The organism is Anabaena subtropica FACHB-260, from assembly GCF_014697105.1.
Classification (GTDB): domain Bacteria; phylum Cyanobacteriota; class Cyanobacteriia; order Cyanobacteriales; family Nostocaceae; genus Trichormus; species Trichormus subtropicus.
Genome location: NZ_JACJRF010000004.1, coordinates 48263 through 66280 on the forward strand (window position 1 = coordinate 48263; position 18018 = coordinate 66280).

General features: G+C 40.5%; 13 protein-coding genes. 5 read left to right on the forward strand and 8 right to left on the reverse strand.

Annotation, left to right across the window (positions count from 1 at the left end):
• Positions 1 to 45: 45 nt before the first annotated feature.
• Genes H6G18_RS03425 through H6G18_RS03435 form a run of 3 tightly spaced genes read right to left on the reverse strand, consistent with a single transcriptional unit; the run spans position 46 to position 5383 of the window.
• Positions 46 to 2319: a hybrid sensor histidine kinase/response regulator gene (locus H6G18_RS03425; protein WP_190405683.1), complete on the reverse strand. Its 2274-nt coding sequence runs from the start codon at positions 2317 to 2319 to the stop codon at positions 46 to 48.
• Positions 2320 to 2324: 5 nt separating this feature from the next.
• Positions 2325 to 2750 (reverse strand): response regulator, encoded by a 426-nt coding sequence (locus H6G18_RS03430; protein ID WP_199311547.1) that lies wholly within the window; start codon positions 2748 to 2750, stop codon positions 2325 to 2327.
• 17 nt (positions 2751 to 2767) lie between these two features.
• Complete coding sequence (locus tag H6G18_RS03435; protein WP_190405685.1) at positions 2768 to 5383, reverse strand: GAF domain-containing protein; 2616 nt, start codon at positions 5381 to 5383, stop codon at positions 2768 to 2770.
• 421 nt (positions 5384 to 5804) lie between these two features.
• Here H6G18_RS03435 and H6G18_RS03440 point away from each other — a divergent pair, with 421 nt between their 5' ends.
• Positions 5805 to 7526 (forward strand): hybrid sensor histidine kinase/response regulator, encoded by a 1722-nt coding sequence (locus H6G18_RS03440; protein ID WP_190405686.1) that lies wholly within the window; start codon positions 5805 to 5807, stop codon positions 7524 to 7526.
• 91 nt (positions 7527 to 7617) lie between these two features.
• Entirely contained in the window at positions 7618 to 8661 is a 1044-nt protein-coding gene (locus H6G18_RS03445) for an adenosine deaminase (protein ID WP_190405687.1), read from the forward strand.
• On the opposite strand, the gene H6G18_RS03450 is transcribed toward H6G18_RS03445, so the two are convergent.
• From H6G18_RS03450 to H6G18_RS03460, 3 genes are all read right to left on the reverse strand, one after another.
• Positions 8662 to 9567: a DUF5331 domain-containing protein gene (locus tag H6G18_RS03450; protein ID WP_190405688.1), complete on the reverse strand. Its 906-nt coding sequence runs from the start codon at positions 9565 to 9567 to the stop codon at positions 8662 to 8664.
• Positions 9568 to 9834: 267 nt separating this feature from the next.
• Positions 9835 to 10167 carry a (2Fe-2S) ferredoxin domain-containing protein gene (locus H6G18_RS03455; protein ID WP_190405689.1) on the reverse strand — a complete coding sequence of 111 codons (333 nt, stop codon included), beginning with the start codon at positions 10165 to 10167 and terminating at the stop codon, positions 9835 to 9837.
• Positions 10168 to 10277: 110 nt separating this feature from the next.
• On the reverse strand, positions 10278 to 11252 hold the full coding sequence (locus H6G18_RS03460; protein WP_190405690.1) for a cysteine synthase A: 975 nt from the start codon (positions 11250 to 11252) through the stop codon (positions 10278 to 10280).
• A 302-nt stretch (positions 11253 to 11554) separates the two neighbouring features.
• Between H6G18_RS03460 and H6G18_RS03465 the strand changes: the two genes are divergently transcribed.
• The 3 genes from H6G18_RS03465 (at position 11555) to H6G18_RS03475 (ending at position 16295) form a co-directional block, all read left to right on the forward strand.
• Positions 11555 to 11869, forward strand: coding sequence for a hypothetical protein (locus H6G18_RS03465; RefSeq protein WP_190405691.1), 315 nt, complete (start codon positions 11555 to 11557; stop codon positions 11867 to 11869).
• 22 nt (positions 11870 to 11891) lie between these two features.
• Positions 11892 to 13973, forward strand: a complete 2082-nt coding sequence (locus tag H6G18_RS03470) for a dynamin family protein (protein WP_190405692.1) — start codon at positions 11892 to 11894, stop codon at positions 13971 to 13973.
• 99 nt (positions 13974 to 14072) lie between these two features.
• Entirely contained in the window at positions 14073 to 16295 is a 2223-nt protein-coding gene (locus H6G18_RS03475; protein ID WP_190405693.1) for a dynamin family protein, read from the forward strand.
• A gap of 76 nt (positions 16296 to 16371) precedes the next feature.
• Here the strand turns inward: H6G18_RS03475 and H6G18_RS03480 are convergent, their stop codons facing one another.
• Together H6G18_RS03480 and H6G18_RS03485 are read right to left on the reverse strand one after the other, a co-directional pair.
• Entirely contained in the window at positions 16372 to 16956 is a 585-nt protein-coding gene (locus tag H6G18_RS03480) for a Uma2 family endonuclease (RefSeq protein ID WP_190405819.1), read from the reverse strand.
• A 139-nt stretch (positions 16957 to 17095) separates the two neighbouring features.
• On the reverse strand, positions 17096 to 17734 hold the full coding sequence (locus H6G18_RS03485) for a peroxiredoxin (protein ID WP_190405694.1): 639 nt from the start codon (positions 17732 to 17734) through the stop codon (positions 17096 to 17098).
• Between the last annotated feature and the right edge of the window lie 284 nt (positions 17735 to 18018).

Consider the following 18018-nt stretch of genomic DNA (forward strand, 5'->3'; position numbering starts at 1 on the left):
ACTTGTCAGGAGTAGAGAGTGGGGGTAAATCAGCAGTGATGGTGACTAAATCATCACTTCGTGCAATGCCAATAACAACTCATTGACGGTGTAAGGTTTAGCTAAAAATGAGTTAGCGCCTGTGTTGACTATTTCGCTTAACTTATTTTTGGAGATTAGTCCACTAGTAGCAATAATTTTGACATGAGGATTAATTTTTTTTAGGGTACGAATAGTGGTCAACCCATCTAGTACGGGTAACATAATATCCACCAGTACAGCACTAATTTTATCTGCATTTTTGGCATAGAGAGCGATCGCCTCGACACCATCACCAGCAACTAAAGCCTGATACTGGTGAGTTTCTAAGGATGTTTTCGTAATATCTCGAATTGCGGGTTCATCATCAACAATCAAAATTAATTCTCCCCGACCTGGAGGCAGTAGTAAATTATCTGCGGTGGGTGTTTCTGAGCCTGCAACAGCCGGCAAGTAAACTTTAAAGGTAGTGCCACGTCCTTCTTCACTATAGACGTTGACAAAACCGCCATGACTTTTAACAATTCCTAAAACGGTGGAAAGTCCTAAACCTGTACCTTGTCCTACGGCTTTGGTGGTAAAAAATGGTTCAAAAATTCTATCTAAGTTTTCCTGAGAAATACCAACTCCTGTATCCGCCACTGTAACCATGATGTAGGAGCCTTGTTTGGCTTCCAAGTTCATGCGAGCGTAGTTTTCATCAATCAAGAGATTTTCCGCAGAGATTGTCATCTTACCACCGTTAGGCATAGCATCACGGGCATTCACACAGAGATTCATCAGCACTTGATGGAGTTGGGTACTGTCTCCAGACACCATCCATAAGTTGTTTGGTACATCTGTAGAAACTTCGATGGATTTGGGAAATGTCTCTTTTAAAATTTTGGCAACTTCAACGATTAAATGCTTGAGTTGTAAAGTGATGCGCTTCCCTTCTACACCTCTGGCAAAGGACAGCACTTGTTTGACTAAATCAGCACCACGTTTAGCATTGATTTCTAAAATCTCTAACAGATGCTGAGTGCGTTCATCTGCGTCAGGGAATTTGAGTGGTAGTAATTGCGCTCCTGCCAAAATTGGTGTCAAAATATTATTCAAATCATGAGCAATGCCACTTGCTAAAGTCCCGATACTTTCTAGGCGCTGGGTACGAAATAACTGAGCTTCTAAATGTTTTTTCTGTGTAATATCTGTATCTACAGAGAGAATTGATTTTGGTCGTCCCTGTTCATCAGATACTAAACTCCAGCGACTAGCCACCACAATTTCCTTACCAGTTTTGGTAACTTTGCTTAATTCTCCTTGCCAATTACCTTGAGAGATAACGTTTAATAAAGCTGCTTCGACTTCTTGAGAAGGTTCACGAAAGAAAAGTTCACTAGCATTTTTACTTATCACCTCATGAGCTTGCCAGCCGTAGAGATTTTCAGCACCTTTATTCCAAAAGAGAATTTTATTATCTAAATCACGCACGCATATAGCATCTGTGGTGATGTCTAACAAGGCTGCTTGTTCGCGGATTTTGGCTTCTGCTAGTTTACGCTCACTAATATCAATACAGGCGCAAGTTATGCCAACAATTTCTTGGGATTCATTCCGTAATGGTTCGACGGTTAAATCATAATATCTTGTACCTTGAGGAGTTCTTATCGATACCACTTGACGATTACCCATGCCTGTGGCTAACACATGATATTTGATGGCAGTGAGACATTGGGCATCTTGCTCTGACATAATTTCAGAGTCTTGTTTGCCCAGCATTTCGTCAATTTTCCACCCAGCAATTGGGTTATAAATCCAGGTATAACGTAAGTCTCTATCTTGGTTAAAAACGAAAATAGGAGAGTTTTTCAACGCAACCCGAAACCGTTCCTCACTATGGCGCAGTGCTTCCTCTACTCTTTGGCGTTCTATGGCATAACGTATGGAACGTACTAATAAGTCGCCTGTTACTTGTCCTTTGACTAAATAATCCTGCGCTCCTTCTTGCATAGCTCGTAGTGCTAAATTTTCATCATCTATACCTGTGAGTACAATGATGGGAATGACTGTTGTTTCACGATTGGCTCTAATAAAGGTATCCAAACCTTGGCTATCAGGTAAGGAAAGGTCTAGTAGCATGACATCAAAATGCGAGCCGCAGGAGGTATGGGTGGCTAAAGTTTCCAATGCTTCGGATAGTCGCTCAACTGGCTGTAACTCTACCTTTGCTGAATGTACCTCTCTGATTAACTCTTGAATTAAAAAAACATCACCAGGATTGTCTTCTACTAATAAGACTTTAATAATTTCATCTGCCATTGCCTTTACTCCGGTGGCAGCTTAACGATCGCAAACCAAAAGTTTTCTATAGATTGTACAATTCTAACGAACTGATCAAAGTCAACTGGCTTAGTTATGTAACAATTAGCCGCTAAGTTATACGCTTTGAGGATGTCTTCTTCTGCTTGGGAGGTTGTCAGCACAACTACCGGGATGCGTTTGAGATGAACATCCGTTTTAATTTCTGCCAATACTTCCCGCCCATCTTTTCTAGGCAGGTTTAAATCCAGCAAAACTATATCTGGATGAGGTACATTGGTGTATCTATCCAGTTTTCTCAGAAATGCCATTGCTTCTACCCCATCTTCAACTACATTGAGGTTGATGGAGATTTTGCTATCCTCTAAAGCAATACGGGTAAGTTCAGCATCCCCTGGGTTATCTTCTACCAACAAAACCTCAATTGGCATAATCCCTGTTGTGGTATTCACGATTGTTTCCCTACTTGTTCTGGAATAGTGAAGTAGAAAGTCGAGCCTTGACCCAGTTCCGACTCCACCCAGATATGACCACCGTGGCGTTCTATTATTTTCTTACAAATTGCTAAACCAATACCTGTACCTGGGTATTTACTTCTACCATGCAGGCGTTGGAAAATGACAAATATGCGTTCGGCATATTGGGGCTCGATACCGATGCCATTGTCGCGGACTGAAAATAGCCATGTTGTTTGGAGAGTGGGAGACGATGAGGAAGTAGAGCGAGTGAGAGAGAAATCATGTTTTTCCTCCTCCTGCCCCCTGACCCCTGCCCCCTGCCCCCTGCCCCCTGACTCTTCAACTAGTCCAATATGAATCCTTGGTGGTGCTTCTTGGCGAAATTTGATGGCGTTGGCGATGAGATTTTGAAAAACTTGGGTTAGCTGGGTAGGGTCTGCCATGACTGTGGGTAAAGGGTCATGGGTGATGACTGCACCAGATTCTTCGATCGCTATTTTGAGGTTAGCGATCGCTCGCTGTAAAATAACACCACAGTCAACTAGGACAAATGGCTGTCCACGGGTAGTAACTCGTGAGTAATTCAACAAGTCGTTAATTAAGGTCTGCATCCGCCTTGCGCCATCGACGGCATAAGTTATAAACTGTTCGGCGTTGCTGTCTAGTTGATTTTTGTATCTCCTCTCTAATAACTGTAAATAACTAGTCACCATCCGTAAGGGTTCTTGCAAATCGTGGGAAGCTACGTAAGCAAAATTTTCTAGTTCGGTATTAGAACGAGCTAGTTCTTGACTTTGCTTTGTTTGTATTTCCAATAACTGTCCTTGGGATAAAGCTATACCAATTTGGTTGGCTAGTTGTTGCAACAGTTCCAACTCAAAGTTATTCCAATGGCGGGGAGTAGCACACTGATGGGCAATGAGTAAGCCCCAAATCCCATCTCGATTGAGAATGGGGACTACGAGGTTAGCTTTAACTCCGAATTGTTGTAAAAATTGCCGATGACAGTCTTGAATGTCTGCTTTAGCAATATCAAAGATGGCGCTGACTCTGCCTTGGCGATATTTGTCTACGTAGTCTTGCTGAAAACATGGGTCAAGGATCTCCTTTCCCAAAACTACAGGCCAGCCAGGTAGAACAGCCTCCTGTACGACTATTCCCGAACCATCAGCCCACAATCGGAAAATCACTACTCGGTCGGCTTGCAAAAGTTTCTGCACCTCATTCACCGATGTTTGCAGAATCCCTTCGATTTCGAGGGTTTCCCGAATTTTGAGGGTGATTTCGGCGAATAGTTGCGATCGCAAAATCTGCCTTCTTAATTCTTCTTCTGTCCGTTTGCGTTCAGTAATATCTGTATGGGAACCTACCATTCGCAATACATTACCTGTTTCATCCCAAAGCGCCTGACCTCTATCCAAAATCCATTTATAACTGCCATCTTTGCACAATACGCGATGTTCAGTCACATAATACGGAGTTTTTTGGACAAAATGGTCTTGCATCGCTTGCATTACCCAATCTAAATCATCGGGATGCACCCGCTTTGACCATTCGTCAATGTGGTTAGCAATTTCTTGATCTTCATACCCCAGCATTTGTTTCCAACGCTGGGAGAAAAAGACCTCATTCGTCTTGACGTTCCAATCCCAAATCCCATCATTGTTACCATTGAGCGCCAACTGCCAACGTTCTTCACTCTCACGCAGTGCGGAGGCTGTGTGGCGACGTTCGCTAATGTCTTGGAAATAGACTGATAAGCCCTCTTTACTTGGATAGGCGTGAACTGCAAACCATTTGTTAAGCGGGGGATAAAACTCTTCAAACTCTACACTAATTTTTTGCGCGATCGCTCTGCGCGTCTCACGGTAGAATAAAGTATCACCTGTATCTAAAAACACTTCCCAGATATTTTTACCTAAAAGTTCATCTTGGCTTTTTTGTAATAGCTTGGCTGCTTGATTATTAACGTAGGTAAATCGCCACTCATGATCTATGGCAAAAAACGCATCAGTAATACTTTCCAGTATATTGGTAATCTGAACCCTTGTAGCCTCCGACTGTATACGCACTGCTTGCTCGTGATTTATTAACTGTTCGCTAATCCGAGCTACATCGGCTACATTACGTCTCAGTTCCAACTGGCTGATTACTAGGCGGCTTAAAGCTACCAACGCATCAATTTGGGCTTGAGTTAGTTCTTTTGGCACTTTGTCAATTACACAGAGGGTTCCTAAAAAATGCCCTTCTGGTGTCATCAGTGGCACACCTGCATAAAATCGTGCATGAGGATAAGATGTGACGACTGGGTTATTAATGAAGCGATCGTCAGCTAATGTATCAGGAATGACTACAACACCTTGCTTTTCTATGCAAAGGTACGATAAACCCACATTACGGGGCATTTCTGGTACATCTATACCTAGTTTTGCCTTAAACCACTGGCGATTTTCATCAATAAAATTGACCAAAGCTATGGGTGTACCACAAATAAAGGCGGCTAACCGAGCCAGATTGTCATAAACTTCTTCTGGTTCAGTATCCAGAATTTGATATCGGCGTAAAGCAGCAAGCCTCGCCTGTTCATTATTCAACGGATATTTCATTAATTTTTGTGAAAAAATGCTTCAAAAAGTAGCTAAAAGCTTGGTTTTAAAAATAAAAAGTTGGACTAATTTATAGTTTAGACAAAATTGTGTGAACTACCTCACCGCATAGACACATAGGGAAGAGTGAAAAACTACTGTTCCCCGGTGAGATGCGTAAGTAGATGAATTGGTGAGGTTTAAAAAAACACTCAAGAAAAGAATTTTGACGAAAAATAGTTTAAATAACAGTTGCAAACCTGTCCAAACTGCTATTAAGCTATCTTTTAAATAAAAAGAACCTTTAATGCTGTTATTGCGTCTGCGTAGTTGTAAATAATTACAGTTAGCGAAAAATTGCTGTGATTATTAAACTGCTGAATTTTTGGACTGTAATTTTTAATTCTCACTAACTGGAGGCATTTGCATTAAGGGCGATCGCATGGTGAAATTTCCTGTTATTCACAAGCTGAAAGCAGTATTTATCTTGGCACTGGTAGTTTTATTGACAAATACTGTAATTACTTACAGTCATACTACAAAATTGATGGAAAATCAGTCATGTATTTACATATCAGAACACAAAACTCTTGCCATATTTTGTCTAGCTGCTTTTGTGAATGTGCTATTGCTAACCTATTTTTATAACTTACTACAGCGTCATATTACCAATATTCAGCAGGCAGAACAGAAAATTCGTGAACAAGCTGCAATTTTAGATGTAGTAAGTGATGCAATTTTAGTAAGTAATATTCAGAATAAAATTGTTTTTTGGAATAAAGGTGCAGAATCTTTGTATGGCTGGAAAAATGAGGATATTTTAGGAAAAAATATTACAGAACTTCTGTATCAGCCAACCTCACCCCAGTTAGAACAAGCACTATCCACTGTCATCAATCAGGGTGAGTGGCAAGGAGAGTTACATCAACTCAGCAAGAATGGAAAGGAAATCATCGTTAAAAGTCGCTGGACTTTGGTAAAAGATGAGGATGGACAACCAAAATCTATTCTGAGTGTGAATACAGAAGTTACCAGCAAAAAACCACTGAATGCACAGTTATTGCGATCGCAACGCCTCGAAAGTATCGGTACACTAGCAAGTGGTATTGCCCATGACCTGAACAATATACTCTCTCCCATTTTAATGGCGGTTCAGCTCTTACAGATGAAATCCCACGATAGGCAGATGCAAAAAGTGCTGAACACTTTAGAAGGTAATGTCAAGCGTGGTGCAAATTTGCTTAAGCAAGTATTGTCTTTTGCACGGGGTATTGAAGGTAAAAAGACAATTGTGCAAGTCAGACAGTTATTATCAGAAATTGAACAAATTGTCCAGCAAACATTTCCCAAATCGATTATTTGCCAGACAAATATTCCCGAAAATCTGTGGTATGTATCAGGAGATACAACACAATTACATCAGGTATTGATGAATCTTGTTCTTAATGCCCGCGATGCCATGCCTCATGGTGGGATATTAAGAATAACGGCTGATAATGTCGTGCTTACGCCCCAGGGTGGACATCATATTACTTTATGTATAGAAGATACGGGTTTAGGTATACCAGCCAAAATTCAACAGCAAATTTTTGAGCCATTCTTTTCTACAAAAGAAGTAGGCCACGGTACAGGTTTAGGACTGTCTACGGCTTCGAGTATTATTGATAATCACGGTGGTTTTATCAACGTGCAGAGTGAAGAAGGCAAAGGCACACAATTTCAAGTGTATTTGCCTGCTTTAGTCTCTAACATCCAGTCAGTTAATTATGTAGAGATAGAATCACCTACAGGTAATGCGGAATTAATTTTGGTAGTAGATGATGAAGCTATTATCCGCGAAATTACTAAATCCTCTCTAGAAGCATATAATTACCAAGTACTAACAGCTAGTGACGGAAAAGAAGCACTAGCAATTTATACACAACATCAAGAGCAAATTAGTGTAGTGTTGCTAGATATGATGATGCCATCGATGGATGGAGCGATCGCTATCCGTAAATTACAACAAATTAATCCCCTGGTCAAAATTATTGCCATTAGTGGACTTTTATCAGAATCCCATGAGGGCGCAATTGCTAAGATGGGAGTGAAGGCATTTTTATCCAAACCCTGCACAGCTAAAGAGTTAGTACAGACAATTAATTCTGTCCATACTAGTAATTAACAGTAAATTTACACAATCTTCCTAAAGGTATAGATTTTTTCCCTCGGTAATTTTGTTAATATTATTGAACTTTTTATAAAAAAGTAACATTATGGCTTTATATGCAGAACTACATAGACACTTGGGTGGTTCCGTTGTCCCCCGTGTCTTGTGGCGCTATTTTGAGCGACACTCATCAGAGTTGATTTCCCGTTTTGCGGAGTACCCAGAGTTTGAAGACTTTTACACACGTCCCCGCAATACCTTAGATGAATATTTAGAACTGCACACTCTCGTGGAAAGCGTGCAAACCGTAGATACCCTACCTTACTTTATTTATCGTCTGGTGCGCGGTGCTTACATTTTTGAAAATTTGGCTTATTTGGAACTGCGCTACACCCCTTACTTACGCACACCAGAACATCTGAGTCAGTCCCAAAGAATTGACAAGATGGCGGAAATCATCAAAGTTGTAGGGGAAGCTAGTAGCCAGCCAGAATATCCCATTGTGACTAGCCAAATTTTGTGTATGCACACACGCCTACCTTATGAGGTAAATAGGGCAATTATTGATTTGGCGGCGCAAAACAAACATTATGTTTGTGGGATAGATGTAGCTGGGGGTGATAGCCATTACGCCGAGCGCCTGGCAGAATGGATTAGCTTATATGAGTATGCGCAATCGCTAGGCATAAACACCACCGGACACTTTTATGAAACCCCGGTTGGTTGTTACCCCCAACTGTTACCTTACCTAAAGCGGATTGGTCACGGTATCCAAATTCCCCTCTTATACCCAGAGTTACTGCCAGATGTAGCTAGGCGTGGTCAATGTTTGGAGGTTTGCCCGACAACCTACATCAAAACCGGCACATTACAAGACATCCGCCAACTCAAGTTAGTATTTGACCGATGTTTTGATGCTGGCGTAGATATTGCCATTTGTACTGATAACGCTGGACTGCATAATGTACGTTTGCCCTTTGAGTATGAAAATCTCTTAACCTACGACATTATCAACTTTGAACAGTTGCAAGCTTGTCAGGATGCAGCTTTCCGCCATGCCTTTGCTTGGCCTTATGGTCAACGTCCTGCATCCCTATTGAATGGATTACTACAACCGGAAACTACCAAAGTTTTAGCATTGAAAGACTAATCAGTGATGTATGGAAATAGCTTCATCTTGATTACAGCCAGTACCCTGACAAAATTCATCCACCCAAGAAGCCAGACTACTGGCATTACTACTAGGTGATGACTTAACTTTGTTGGCAGGTGCTGGCGTTTGTTTATCTACATCTCGTCTGTTTTGGGTAACTTCTCTGGTTAATGTTGGTAATGCTAAAGTTTTTGACTGACTAGGAACCTTAGTTGTAATTTCCAATACTCTCAACGTCTTACCATTATGGTGAGTTTCCGTAGCCAAAGCCAATCTGAAGGATGGTAGGGGTTTAGTTTTGTTGGGAACCTCCACAGTCACAGATGGCGATGACCTGTGGTTGGTCGGAGACCATCGGTGAGATTGGGAATGTGTATGATTACCTTTGGGAGTAATTGCGTTCACCTCCGATAAGTTGAAGCCTATCGCTTGGCTACCATTTCCCGCAGCGAAGTTTGTAGGTTCAGCTTCATGTGTAACATCAACTTTCCTAGTTTCTGCACCCAAATGCACAGGGTTCTGCACAAGTGACAAAACAGGTTGACTTTCCCAGTGGTGGGTATTGGGAACCAATCCGTTCGATAGGGTGGGTTTGCTTTCTATCTGCTGTTTTTTTTGGTTGCTACTTGGTGTTGTTAAACCTAACTCAGCATCGGGATTGAAATTTAGACCCAAAGCAGCAACAATTTCATCGGGATCATTATTCAGTTCCATAATAAAACCAAGTATTTGCTCAAACTGTGGCTCTAAAACAGATAGCGTTGCCAAAATGAATCCAGACGAAGGTCGCCGCAGTCCATTATAAGTAGCCCAAACCCTCATTTTGGCCAACCAAGAACGATTTTGCTCGTAATAACTCAGCCATTTCATTTTCAAGGATTGACGCAGCTCCTGAATATCCATCGGATGCCTCGCTTCAGTCAAAAATAGTGCAGACCTATTTATTTTGAATTATCTGTATACCAATTCTTTCAAACAAGGAAACAGATTTACATCTGAAACCCCTAATATTTGAATTTTGGGTGTTGCATAATTGCGGGATGATTTTACTGGTTTTGTGGAATAGGCATCTTGCCTTTCGCCCCTCATATTTTTGGGTTGACAGGATGCCCACCCCACAAGAATCATCCCTTGATTCAGCAATACCAAATTTTGAATTTTGAATTGGTATTATCCCTGGGGATGAAACCGATAATAAAGCATCTGCTTGACCTTTTGACCATTTATCAAGTGTTGTTCTACCAATAGAGGTACTTCACGAGGTTTTACACCGCCATACCAAACCATATCTGGCAAAACAAGCACCATCGGCCCGTTTCCACACTGTCCTAAACAACTGCTACCCGTTACCGTTACATCTGGAACTGGTAAAGCCTCAAAAGCTGCTAATACTTGTTTTGCACCTTGCTTTTTACAAGTACGATTTTGACATATTCGTACACATTTAGAATCAGATGATTTGTTTGTAATTGGCAAGTTTGATGGTTGCGTGCCGTGAGTCATTTTTCCCACCCTGTAAAAATTTAATCCATAGTTCATAGCCAAAAGTCTCAAGTCCAAAGCAAAAATCACTATTGACTGCTGATGATTGACCATTAACTAATGACTATTGACTAATCTACCGACAGTCCCTTAGACGCAAGCCATTCGCGGTTAAATATGCGTGACTGATAGCGGGAACCACTATCACATAGGATGGTGACGATAGTATGACCAGGCCCCAATTGCTTTGCTAAAGCCACAGCACCCGCTACATTAATACCCGTTGAACCACCCATTAACAACCCATCTTTTCGCAATAGTTGATAAACTACCCGCAAAGCTTCTTTGTCATCTATTTGGATAGCATCATCAGCTGGTGCGCCTTCCATATTAGCTGTGATACGACTGTTACCAATACCTTCAGTGATAGAATTTCCTTCTATCTTGATTTCACCTGTTTTAATATAGCTATACAGTCCACTACCTAGTGGATCGGCTACAACACATTTAATTGCGGGATTTTGTTCTTTAAGGTACATGGCTACACCTGCAAATGTACCGCCAGTACCAGTTGCCGCTACCCAGCCATCAACTTTACCATCTGTTTGTGTCCATATTTCTGAACCTGTGGTTTCGTAGTGAGCGCGGCGGTTAGCTAAATTATCAAACTGATTTGCCCAAATAGCATTGTCTAACTCAGCTGCAACTCTACCAGATAGCTTGACGTAGTTGTTTGGGTCTTTGTAAGGTACAGCCGGGACGGGACGGACTTCGGCTCCCAAGGCTGTGAGTGCGTCAATCTTTTCTTGTGATTGGGTGTTGGGGATAATAATGAGGCATTTGTAGCCTTTGGCATTGCAAATATGCGCTAATCCAATGCCAGTATTACCAGCAGTTCCTTCTACAACGGTTCCACCTGGTTTGAGTAAGCCTTTTTCTTCTGCGTCTTCGATGATGTAAAGTGCAGCGCGATCTTTGACTGAACCACCAGGATTAAGAAATTCTGCTTTACCGAGAATTTCACATCCTGTTTCTTCACTGAAGCTGTTTAAGCGAATCAGTGGTGTATTGCCAACAGTGCCTATGAAGCCATTTTTAATATCCATTGTGTTTTAACTTTAGTTCGGTGCATATAAAAATTGTGGCTCATAGTGGTGGCAAGATATACGTTTAATCTAGATTGTCAGGCGATAGTCTCCAAGCAACCATAGATCATTGCTATCAGATTTTAGCCAAATTTCCGAAAAGCAAATCTAGCTCGTGGAATCTATTTTTACAAGTTAAATTGAGGGTTTATGGATTCTAAGTAGTAGTATTACTGTGGTTGCCCCAAGTATATGTAAGTTAATATACAGTATTTTCATCAGTGCGAATATCATTACTAAAATCCTCACAGGGGTGGACATCAATGACATCTCCAAGCGATCGCCATCAAGAACTTGAGCAAAAAGAACGAATACTGCGGGAGAAAGAAGTAGAGCTGCGACTGCGGGAACTAGAACAACAAATTTCTCCTAACGATGTAAATTTTCATAAAACTGTCAAGCACCAACCAGAACAAAAACCCTGGATGAAAAAAGTGATTGTGGGTGCAAAGCTGTTTGGTCTGGGTATAGCAGCGTTAGTTGCGGTCAGAATTGCCTCAGTATTGGCAGGATTAATTATGATTGCAGCTTTGGGATGGGTAACTTATCAGCTATTTTTTGCGTCTCGAAAAAAATAATCTTAACTAAGGTGTAAATATTGTGGTTAATCAAGTAGTAACTGACAAATTTATTCAAGATTTAGAACGTGTGGCTCAAGTACGTTCTGAAATTGCTGTCTGTTTAAACAAACTAGGTGAGACAATCAATCAAGCTGAATTAGCTGGAGACACATCATCAGGTAAGCTCAGTTTGGAAAGAGATTTAGAAGATATTTTTGTAGCTAGTAAGAACCTGAAAAAAGGTGTATTTCGCCTCTTGGTATTAGGCGATATGAAGCGAGGTAAAAGTACATTTCTTAATGCTTTAATTGGAGAAAATTTATTACCTAGTGATGTAAACCCCTGTACGGCAGTTTTAACAGTTTTACGCTATGGAGCAGAAAAGAAAGTTACAATTCATTTTAATGATGGCAAAAGCCCACAAATATTAGATTTTCAAAGCTTTAAATATAAATATACAATTGATCCTGCCGAAGCTAAAAAGTTAGAGCAAGAGAAAAAACAAGCTTTTCCTGATGTTGATTATGCAGTTGTGGAATATCCTTTAACTTTACTGGAAAAAGGCATTGAAATTGTTGATAGTCCTGGGTTAAATGATACGGAAGCCCGCAATGAATTATCTCTGGGATATGTAAATAACTGTCATGCAATTTTATTTGTCATGAGAGCTTCTCAGCCTTGTACTTTAGGAGAGCGTCGCTATTTAGAAAACTATATTAAAGGTCGAGGTTTATCAGTCTTCTTCTTAATTAATGCTTGGGATCAAGTAAAAGAATCATTGATTGATCCTGATGACGTGGAGGAATTAAAAGCATCTGAAGACAGGCTAAGACAAGTATTTAAAGCCAATTTATCAGAATATTGTTATGTAGATGGTCAAGATATTTATGATGAGAGGGTGTTTGAACTGTCATCAATTCAAGCACTGCGACGACGGTTGAAGAATCCCCAAGCAGATTTAACCGGGACTGGCTTTGCTGAGTTTATGGGTTCCCTTAATACTTTTCTTACCAGAGAACGAGCGATCGCTGAACTACGACAAGCCAGAACTTTAGCTAGACAAGCTGTTAACCATACCCGTGAAGCAATTGGGAGAAGGCTACCATTATTAGATCAAGATGTCGATGAATTAAAGAAACGGATTGATTCTGTTGAACCAGAGTTTACCAAACTCACAAATATTCGTGATCAATTTCAAAAGGAAATTTTCACTACTAGAGATACCCAAGCGCGAAAAGTATCTGAGTCTTTTCGCAGCTATGTTTTAGGCTTAGGAGATACGTTTGAAAGTGATTTCTTACGCTATCAACCAGAGTTAAATCTGTTGGATTTCCTCAGTACTGGTAAGCGGGAAGCATTTAACGCTGCACTACAAAAAGCCTTTGAACAATACATTACTGATAAGTTTTCGGCTTGGACTTTAAGCGCCGAAAAAGATATCAATGTCGCCTTTAGAGAATTGTCACGCAGTGCGGCGCAGTATGGCGCATCCTATAGCCAAGTTACTGACCAAATAACAGAAAAACTCACAGGGAAAAAAGTTACAGTTAATCCTACGACGACTACAGAAGATGATAAGTCTCCTGGTTGGGCAAAATGGGCAATGGGATTGTTATCTTTGTCTCGTGGAAACTTAGCTGGTGTAGCCTTAGCTGGTGCTGGTTTTGACTGGAAAAATATTTTATTAAATTATTTCACTGTCGTTGGAATTGGGGGAATTATCACAGCTGTTACAGGTGTATTTCTCGGCCCCATTGGATTTGCTTTACTTGGCTTGGGAGTGGGTTTTTTGCAAGCAGACCAAGCGCGGAAGGAATTGGTTAAAACTGCTAAGAAAGAGTTGGTTAAATATCTCCCACAGGTAGCACATGAACAATCTCAAACTGTATATGATGCGGTGAGGGAATGTTTTGATGCTTATGAAAGGGAGGTGAGTAAGCGGATTAATGATGATATTACTTCTCGTAAATCGGAGTTGGATAATTTACTAAAGCAGAAAGAGACACGAGAAATTAATCGGGAAGGTGAGTTGAAAAGGTTAAAAAACTTGCAGGAGGATGTGATTGCTCAATTGCAAAAGATTGAGGGTGCTTATAGCAATTTGTTGGCTTATTATGGCTGAGGAAGGGGATTATTTTTAAACGCGCTGAGTGAAATAAGAGAGAGGAAGTTTTTCTTCTCTCTTCGTTTGTAGGGAGAAGAGGTTGAAGAAAGGAGAAGTATGCAGCAACAGTATGAAGGTTATGGGAGTTTAGTGAATGGGCTGAAATCTGCGTCTACTTTGTTAGGCTTGGAGAGGACATCAAAACTGAATCAAGACGTGGTGTCTGTCTGTAATTATTTAGATAATCCTAACTTTCGGATTGCGGTTTTTGGCCCTTTTAATCATGGTAAATCTACTTTGTTGAATGCTGTTTTGGGAAGTCGGGCTTTACCAATTGATTTAATTCCCACTACGGGTGCGGCGATCGCAGTGAAGTATGGTTCTAGTGTGCGATCGCGTATCATGTTGGTAGATGGTACGGAAGTGTATCGTAGTGGTACGGAGGTTTTACAGCAGTTCGCTATTCTGGATGGGAATAGACAGATGCGAAAGGATGTATCCTCTGTAGAGGTTTTTTGTCCTCATCCGTTTTTAGAAACTGGTGTGGAGTTTGTCGATTTACCTGGGACTAATGATAGAGAGGAGCAGGATAATTTAGTTAAGGAACAGTTGTTGAGCGCAGATTTAGTTGTGCAGTTACTTGATGCACGCAAGTTGATGACTTTGGGCGAACGGGAAAATCTGCGCGATTGGCTATTAGATAGGGGGATTAAGACTGTTATTTTTGTCGCTAATTTTATTAATTTACTGGAGCCAGAGGAACAAAAACAAGTACAAAGTCGGCTCAGGTTTGTTGCAGAAAGTTTCCGGGCTGAGTTACCACCGGGTTTTAGTAATTTATATCGTGTCGATGCGTTACCCGCTTTACGCGCTAGGTTAAAAGGCGATGTAGGGGCGGCTAGTAGTAGTGGGTTAGCTGGTTTTGAAACGGCTTTGCAAAATGTTGTGGATATTTTACAAAAAAATCGGGTTAGTGTGCGCTTGCCCAGAGTGGAGGCGATCGCATCCCAAATTCAGCTAATATTAAAACATAAAATTGATCCACTTGTTAATGAAATTAGATTAATTGATGATAAACAAAACGCTAAATTGGCAATTAAACAAAAAGCTCATAATTTAATTGGGCAAGGTTTTTCTACTAGTATTACCGAGTTACGAAATTTCTTATCTTTACCTAATCTACTTACTAAATATCAAGCTGATGCTGCTGTTGCTTTGGCAGAAAATAATTTTAAATCTTGGCAAATAAATAAACTAAAAAAAGACTTAAATGATTTACAAATAGCTGTGGTGAAATGGCTATATCAAGCTTATGAATTTTTCCAAGAAGAACGACCAGAAGATTTATTAATTCCTCTACCCAGTGAACCAATAATTACACTACCACCTAAGTCTGATAATAGTGATACTTGGAGTGAACCCGGTTCAATTGCTGTCGGTGGTGGTATAGGTTGGTTATTGGGTGGGCCTGTAGGTGCGGCTGTGGTGGGGAGTGTTTCCTATTTACTTAACAAAAATGTGCAGCAGCAAGATGATCAATTAGCTAAGGAATCCTATCATCAACAAGTTGCAAAACTTTGTATCTCTGCAACTGAAGAGTATTTTGCTCATCTCAGCAATCAAGGCTTATCAATCTTAGATGAATATGAACGTAAATCTGAAAAAGTAATTTGCTTTAAAGTTAGTCCAGAATCTTTAGAAATTACTAAAAAGCGTGAAGAATTAAGAAGATTACAAAAGGGATTTAATCAATTAATTAGTGAGTTGAAAAAATTCAAAATTTCTTCTAACTATCAACCTTATATAGAAACACCAAAAGTTAGTCAAACTCAACAGCAAGAACGGATTTATACCCGTCCACCCCAAGCCACGCCTAAGCCACCACAACAGGAACATAGAACTAAGACTGCTGAAAGAAAAGTTGAACCTCCAAAACAGCAAGTTTATTCACCACCACCAAAAACGACTCCTTCACCCAATCCCGCAGAGTTAGAAGCAAAGTTTCGTAACTGGGAAATGGATGAGGAAATAGCACGAATGAAAGCTCAAATGGGTTCTCCTGGTTATCAAAATGGTAAGCAACAGACAACTCAAAATACCCAAGCATCTAAACCCCCCCAAAATCAAACAGACAAAGATAAAATTGCTCGCGCGTACAAGATTTTAGGATTACCACAAGACGCAGAGTTTACTGATATTAAACAAGCTTATAAAACTTTAGTTAAAAAATGGCATCCTGATTTATTTGTTAATCAACCGCAGATGCAAAAACAAGCGCAAGAAAAAATGCGTTTGTTAAATGAAGCTTATACAGTATTATCTACTGCTAAATATGGTTGAAGGGTATGATGTGTAGGGATAAATATTTTAGTTAAGATAATTTTACCCATCAGCGATAGCTTATATTTCTGAATAACTACCAAATTTTAGACATATTCAAAAAAAATCCCGGTAAAATTGGATCTGCGCTTACTGTATCAGGATTTTCTAAACATTCCTCTGGTTTGCCAGGACAATAAATATATACTTGGCGGTGTTTGCGATCAATCAACCAACCTAACTGTATTCCTGGCTCTTTCATATATTCTGCCATTTTATCTTTCAGGGGTTGGAGATTATCGCTTGGCGATCGCAGTTCAATTACAAAATCAGGACAAATAGGCGCAAATCCTTGTTTTTGTCCAGGCGAGAGACTATTCCACCGTTCTAATTTCATCCAGGAAGCATCAGGAGAGCGTTTTGCACCCGTGGATAATGTAAAGCCTGTACTGGAGTCAAAACAAATACCTGTACCGTCTTTTTCTGACCAAACTCCTACCTGTAAAGCTACATTAAAGTTACGATTTCCTGTTTCTGAACCCGTAGGCGGCATAATTGAAATTTCTCCGAATTGATTCATTTCAATGCGTAAATCTCGATTTACTTGACAGAAATCAAAGAATTGTTCGTCTGTCATTGGCATTGATGGCGGCATTTGGATCACAAAAGAAGATGACAGCATCATAGTTCAACATCTGACTTTATTTTCCATTTTTACGTAGATACAAAAAAACGCAAAGCTTTATCTTTGCGTCTTCTAAACGAACTGACTTAGAAATTTATCTACTCAATATTGAGTAGTTATTTTCACTCAGCAATCATTACTTGTTAGGCTGGGGAGTCATCCGCAAGTAGGGTTTAATTTCCTGGTAGCCTTTGGGGAATTTTTCTTTCAAGACTTCTGGGTCTTTGAGAGATGGTACGATGACGCAATCATCGCCGTCTTTCCAGTCGGCTGGAGTAGCCACGCTGTAGTTGTCGGTGAGTTGCAAGGAATCGATTACTCGCAACAGTTCATCAAAGTTGCGTCCGGTGCTGGGGGGATAGGTGAAGCTGAGACGGAGTTTTTTGCTGGGATCAATAACGAATACGGAACGTACTGTTAAGGTTGCATTGGCATTGGGATGAATCATGTCGTAAAGATCGGAAACTTTACGATCTGCATCTGCCAAAATAGGATAGTTGAGGCTGGTGCTTTGGGTTTCTTCGATGTCGCCTACCCAGCCGTTGTGAGATTCTACATCATCAACGCTGAGAGCGATCGCTTTGACGTTGCGCTTGTCAAATTCTGGTTTCAGTTTAGCAACTGTTCCTAATTCTGTTGTGCAGACTGGGGTAAAGTCAGCAGGGTGAGAAAACAGCACAACCCAGCTGTCACCAGCCCATGTGTAAAAATCTATGTCGCCGTGTGTAGACGCTTGCGTAAAGTTGGGTACTGTATCACCAAGACGGAGAGCCATAAGAGATTCCCTGTAGTTAAGTAAGGCTTATGTATTCTATTTTGCCACAATGACAAAAAAACATCGGTTTCCCCATCGGTTTTGAGTGGTTTTTAACAAAATTTTAATTTCTCCACTCTTGAGCAGACTGTCTTGATGGGGAATAATACTGACGAGTTCTGATTATTGCATAAATAGGATGTACTTTTTCCCGGCTATGAATTAATTTGTTTGGTAATTTTTCGGGAATTGTCTGGTGCGCTTTTGTGGTTGTTATGGGGATTTGTGTAATACGGCACTAATTT

What these genes read in the sequence shown, in the direction of transcription:
- H6G18_RS03475 (WP_190405693.1), top strand. Translation starts at nt 14,073, where the DNA reads ATGCAGCAACAGTATGAAGGTTATGGGAGTTTAGTGAATGGGCTGAAA.
- H6G18_RS03430 (WP_199311547.1), bottom strand. Translation starts at nt 2,750, where the DNA reads ATGCCAATTGAGGTTTTGTTGGTAGAAGATAACCCAGGGGATGCTGAA.
- H6G18_RS03435 (WP_190405685.1), bottom strand. Translation starts at nt 5,383, where the DNA reads ATGAAATATCCGTTGAATAATGAACAGGCGAGGCTTGCTGCTTTACGC.
- H6G18_RS03445 (WP_190405687.1), top strand. Translation starts at nt 7,618, where the DNA reads ATGGCTTTATATGCAGAACTACATAGACACTTGGGTGGTTCCGTTGTC.
- H6G18_RS03455 (WP_190405689.1), bottom strand. Translation starts at nt 10,167, where the DNA reads ATGACTCACGGCACGCAACCATCAAACTTGCCAATTACAAACAAATCA.
- H6G18_RS03480 (WP_190405819.1), bottom strand. Translation starts at nt 16,956, where the DNA reads ATGCTGTCATCTTCTTTTGTGATCCAAATGCCGCCATCAATGCCAATG.
- H6G18_RS03425 (WP_190405683.1), bottom strand. Translation starts at nt 2,319, where the DNA reads ATGGCAGATGAAATTATTAAAGTCTTATTAGTAGAAGACAATCCTGGT.
- H6G18_RS03450 (WP_190405688.1), bottom strand. Translation starts at nt 9,567, where the DNA reads ATGGATATTCAGGAGCTGCGTCAATCCTTGAAAATGAAATGGCTGAGT.
- H6G18_RS03485 (WP_190405694.1), bottom strand. Translation starts at nt 17,734, where the DNA reads ATGGCTCTCCGTCTTGGTGATACAGTACCCAACTTTACGCAAGCGTCT.
- H6G18_RS03460 (WP_190405690.1), bottom strand. Translation starts at nt 11,252, where the DNA reads ATGGATATTAAAAATGGCTTCATAGGCACTGTTGGCAATACACCACTG.
- H6G18_RS03440 (WP_190405686.1), top strand. Translation starts at nt 5,805, where the DNA reads ATGGTGAAATTTCCTGTTATTCACAAGCTGAAAGCAGTATTTATCTTG.
- H6G18_RS03465 (WP_190405691.1), top strand. Translation starts at nt 11,555, where the DNA reads ATGACATCTCCAAGCGATCGCCATCAAGAACTTGAGCAAAAAGAACGA.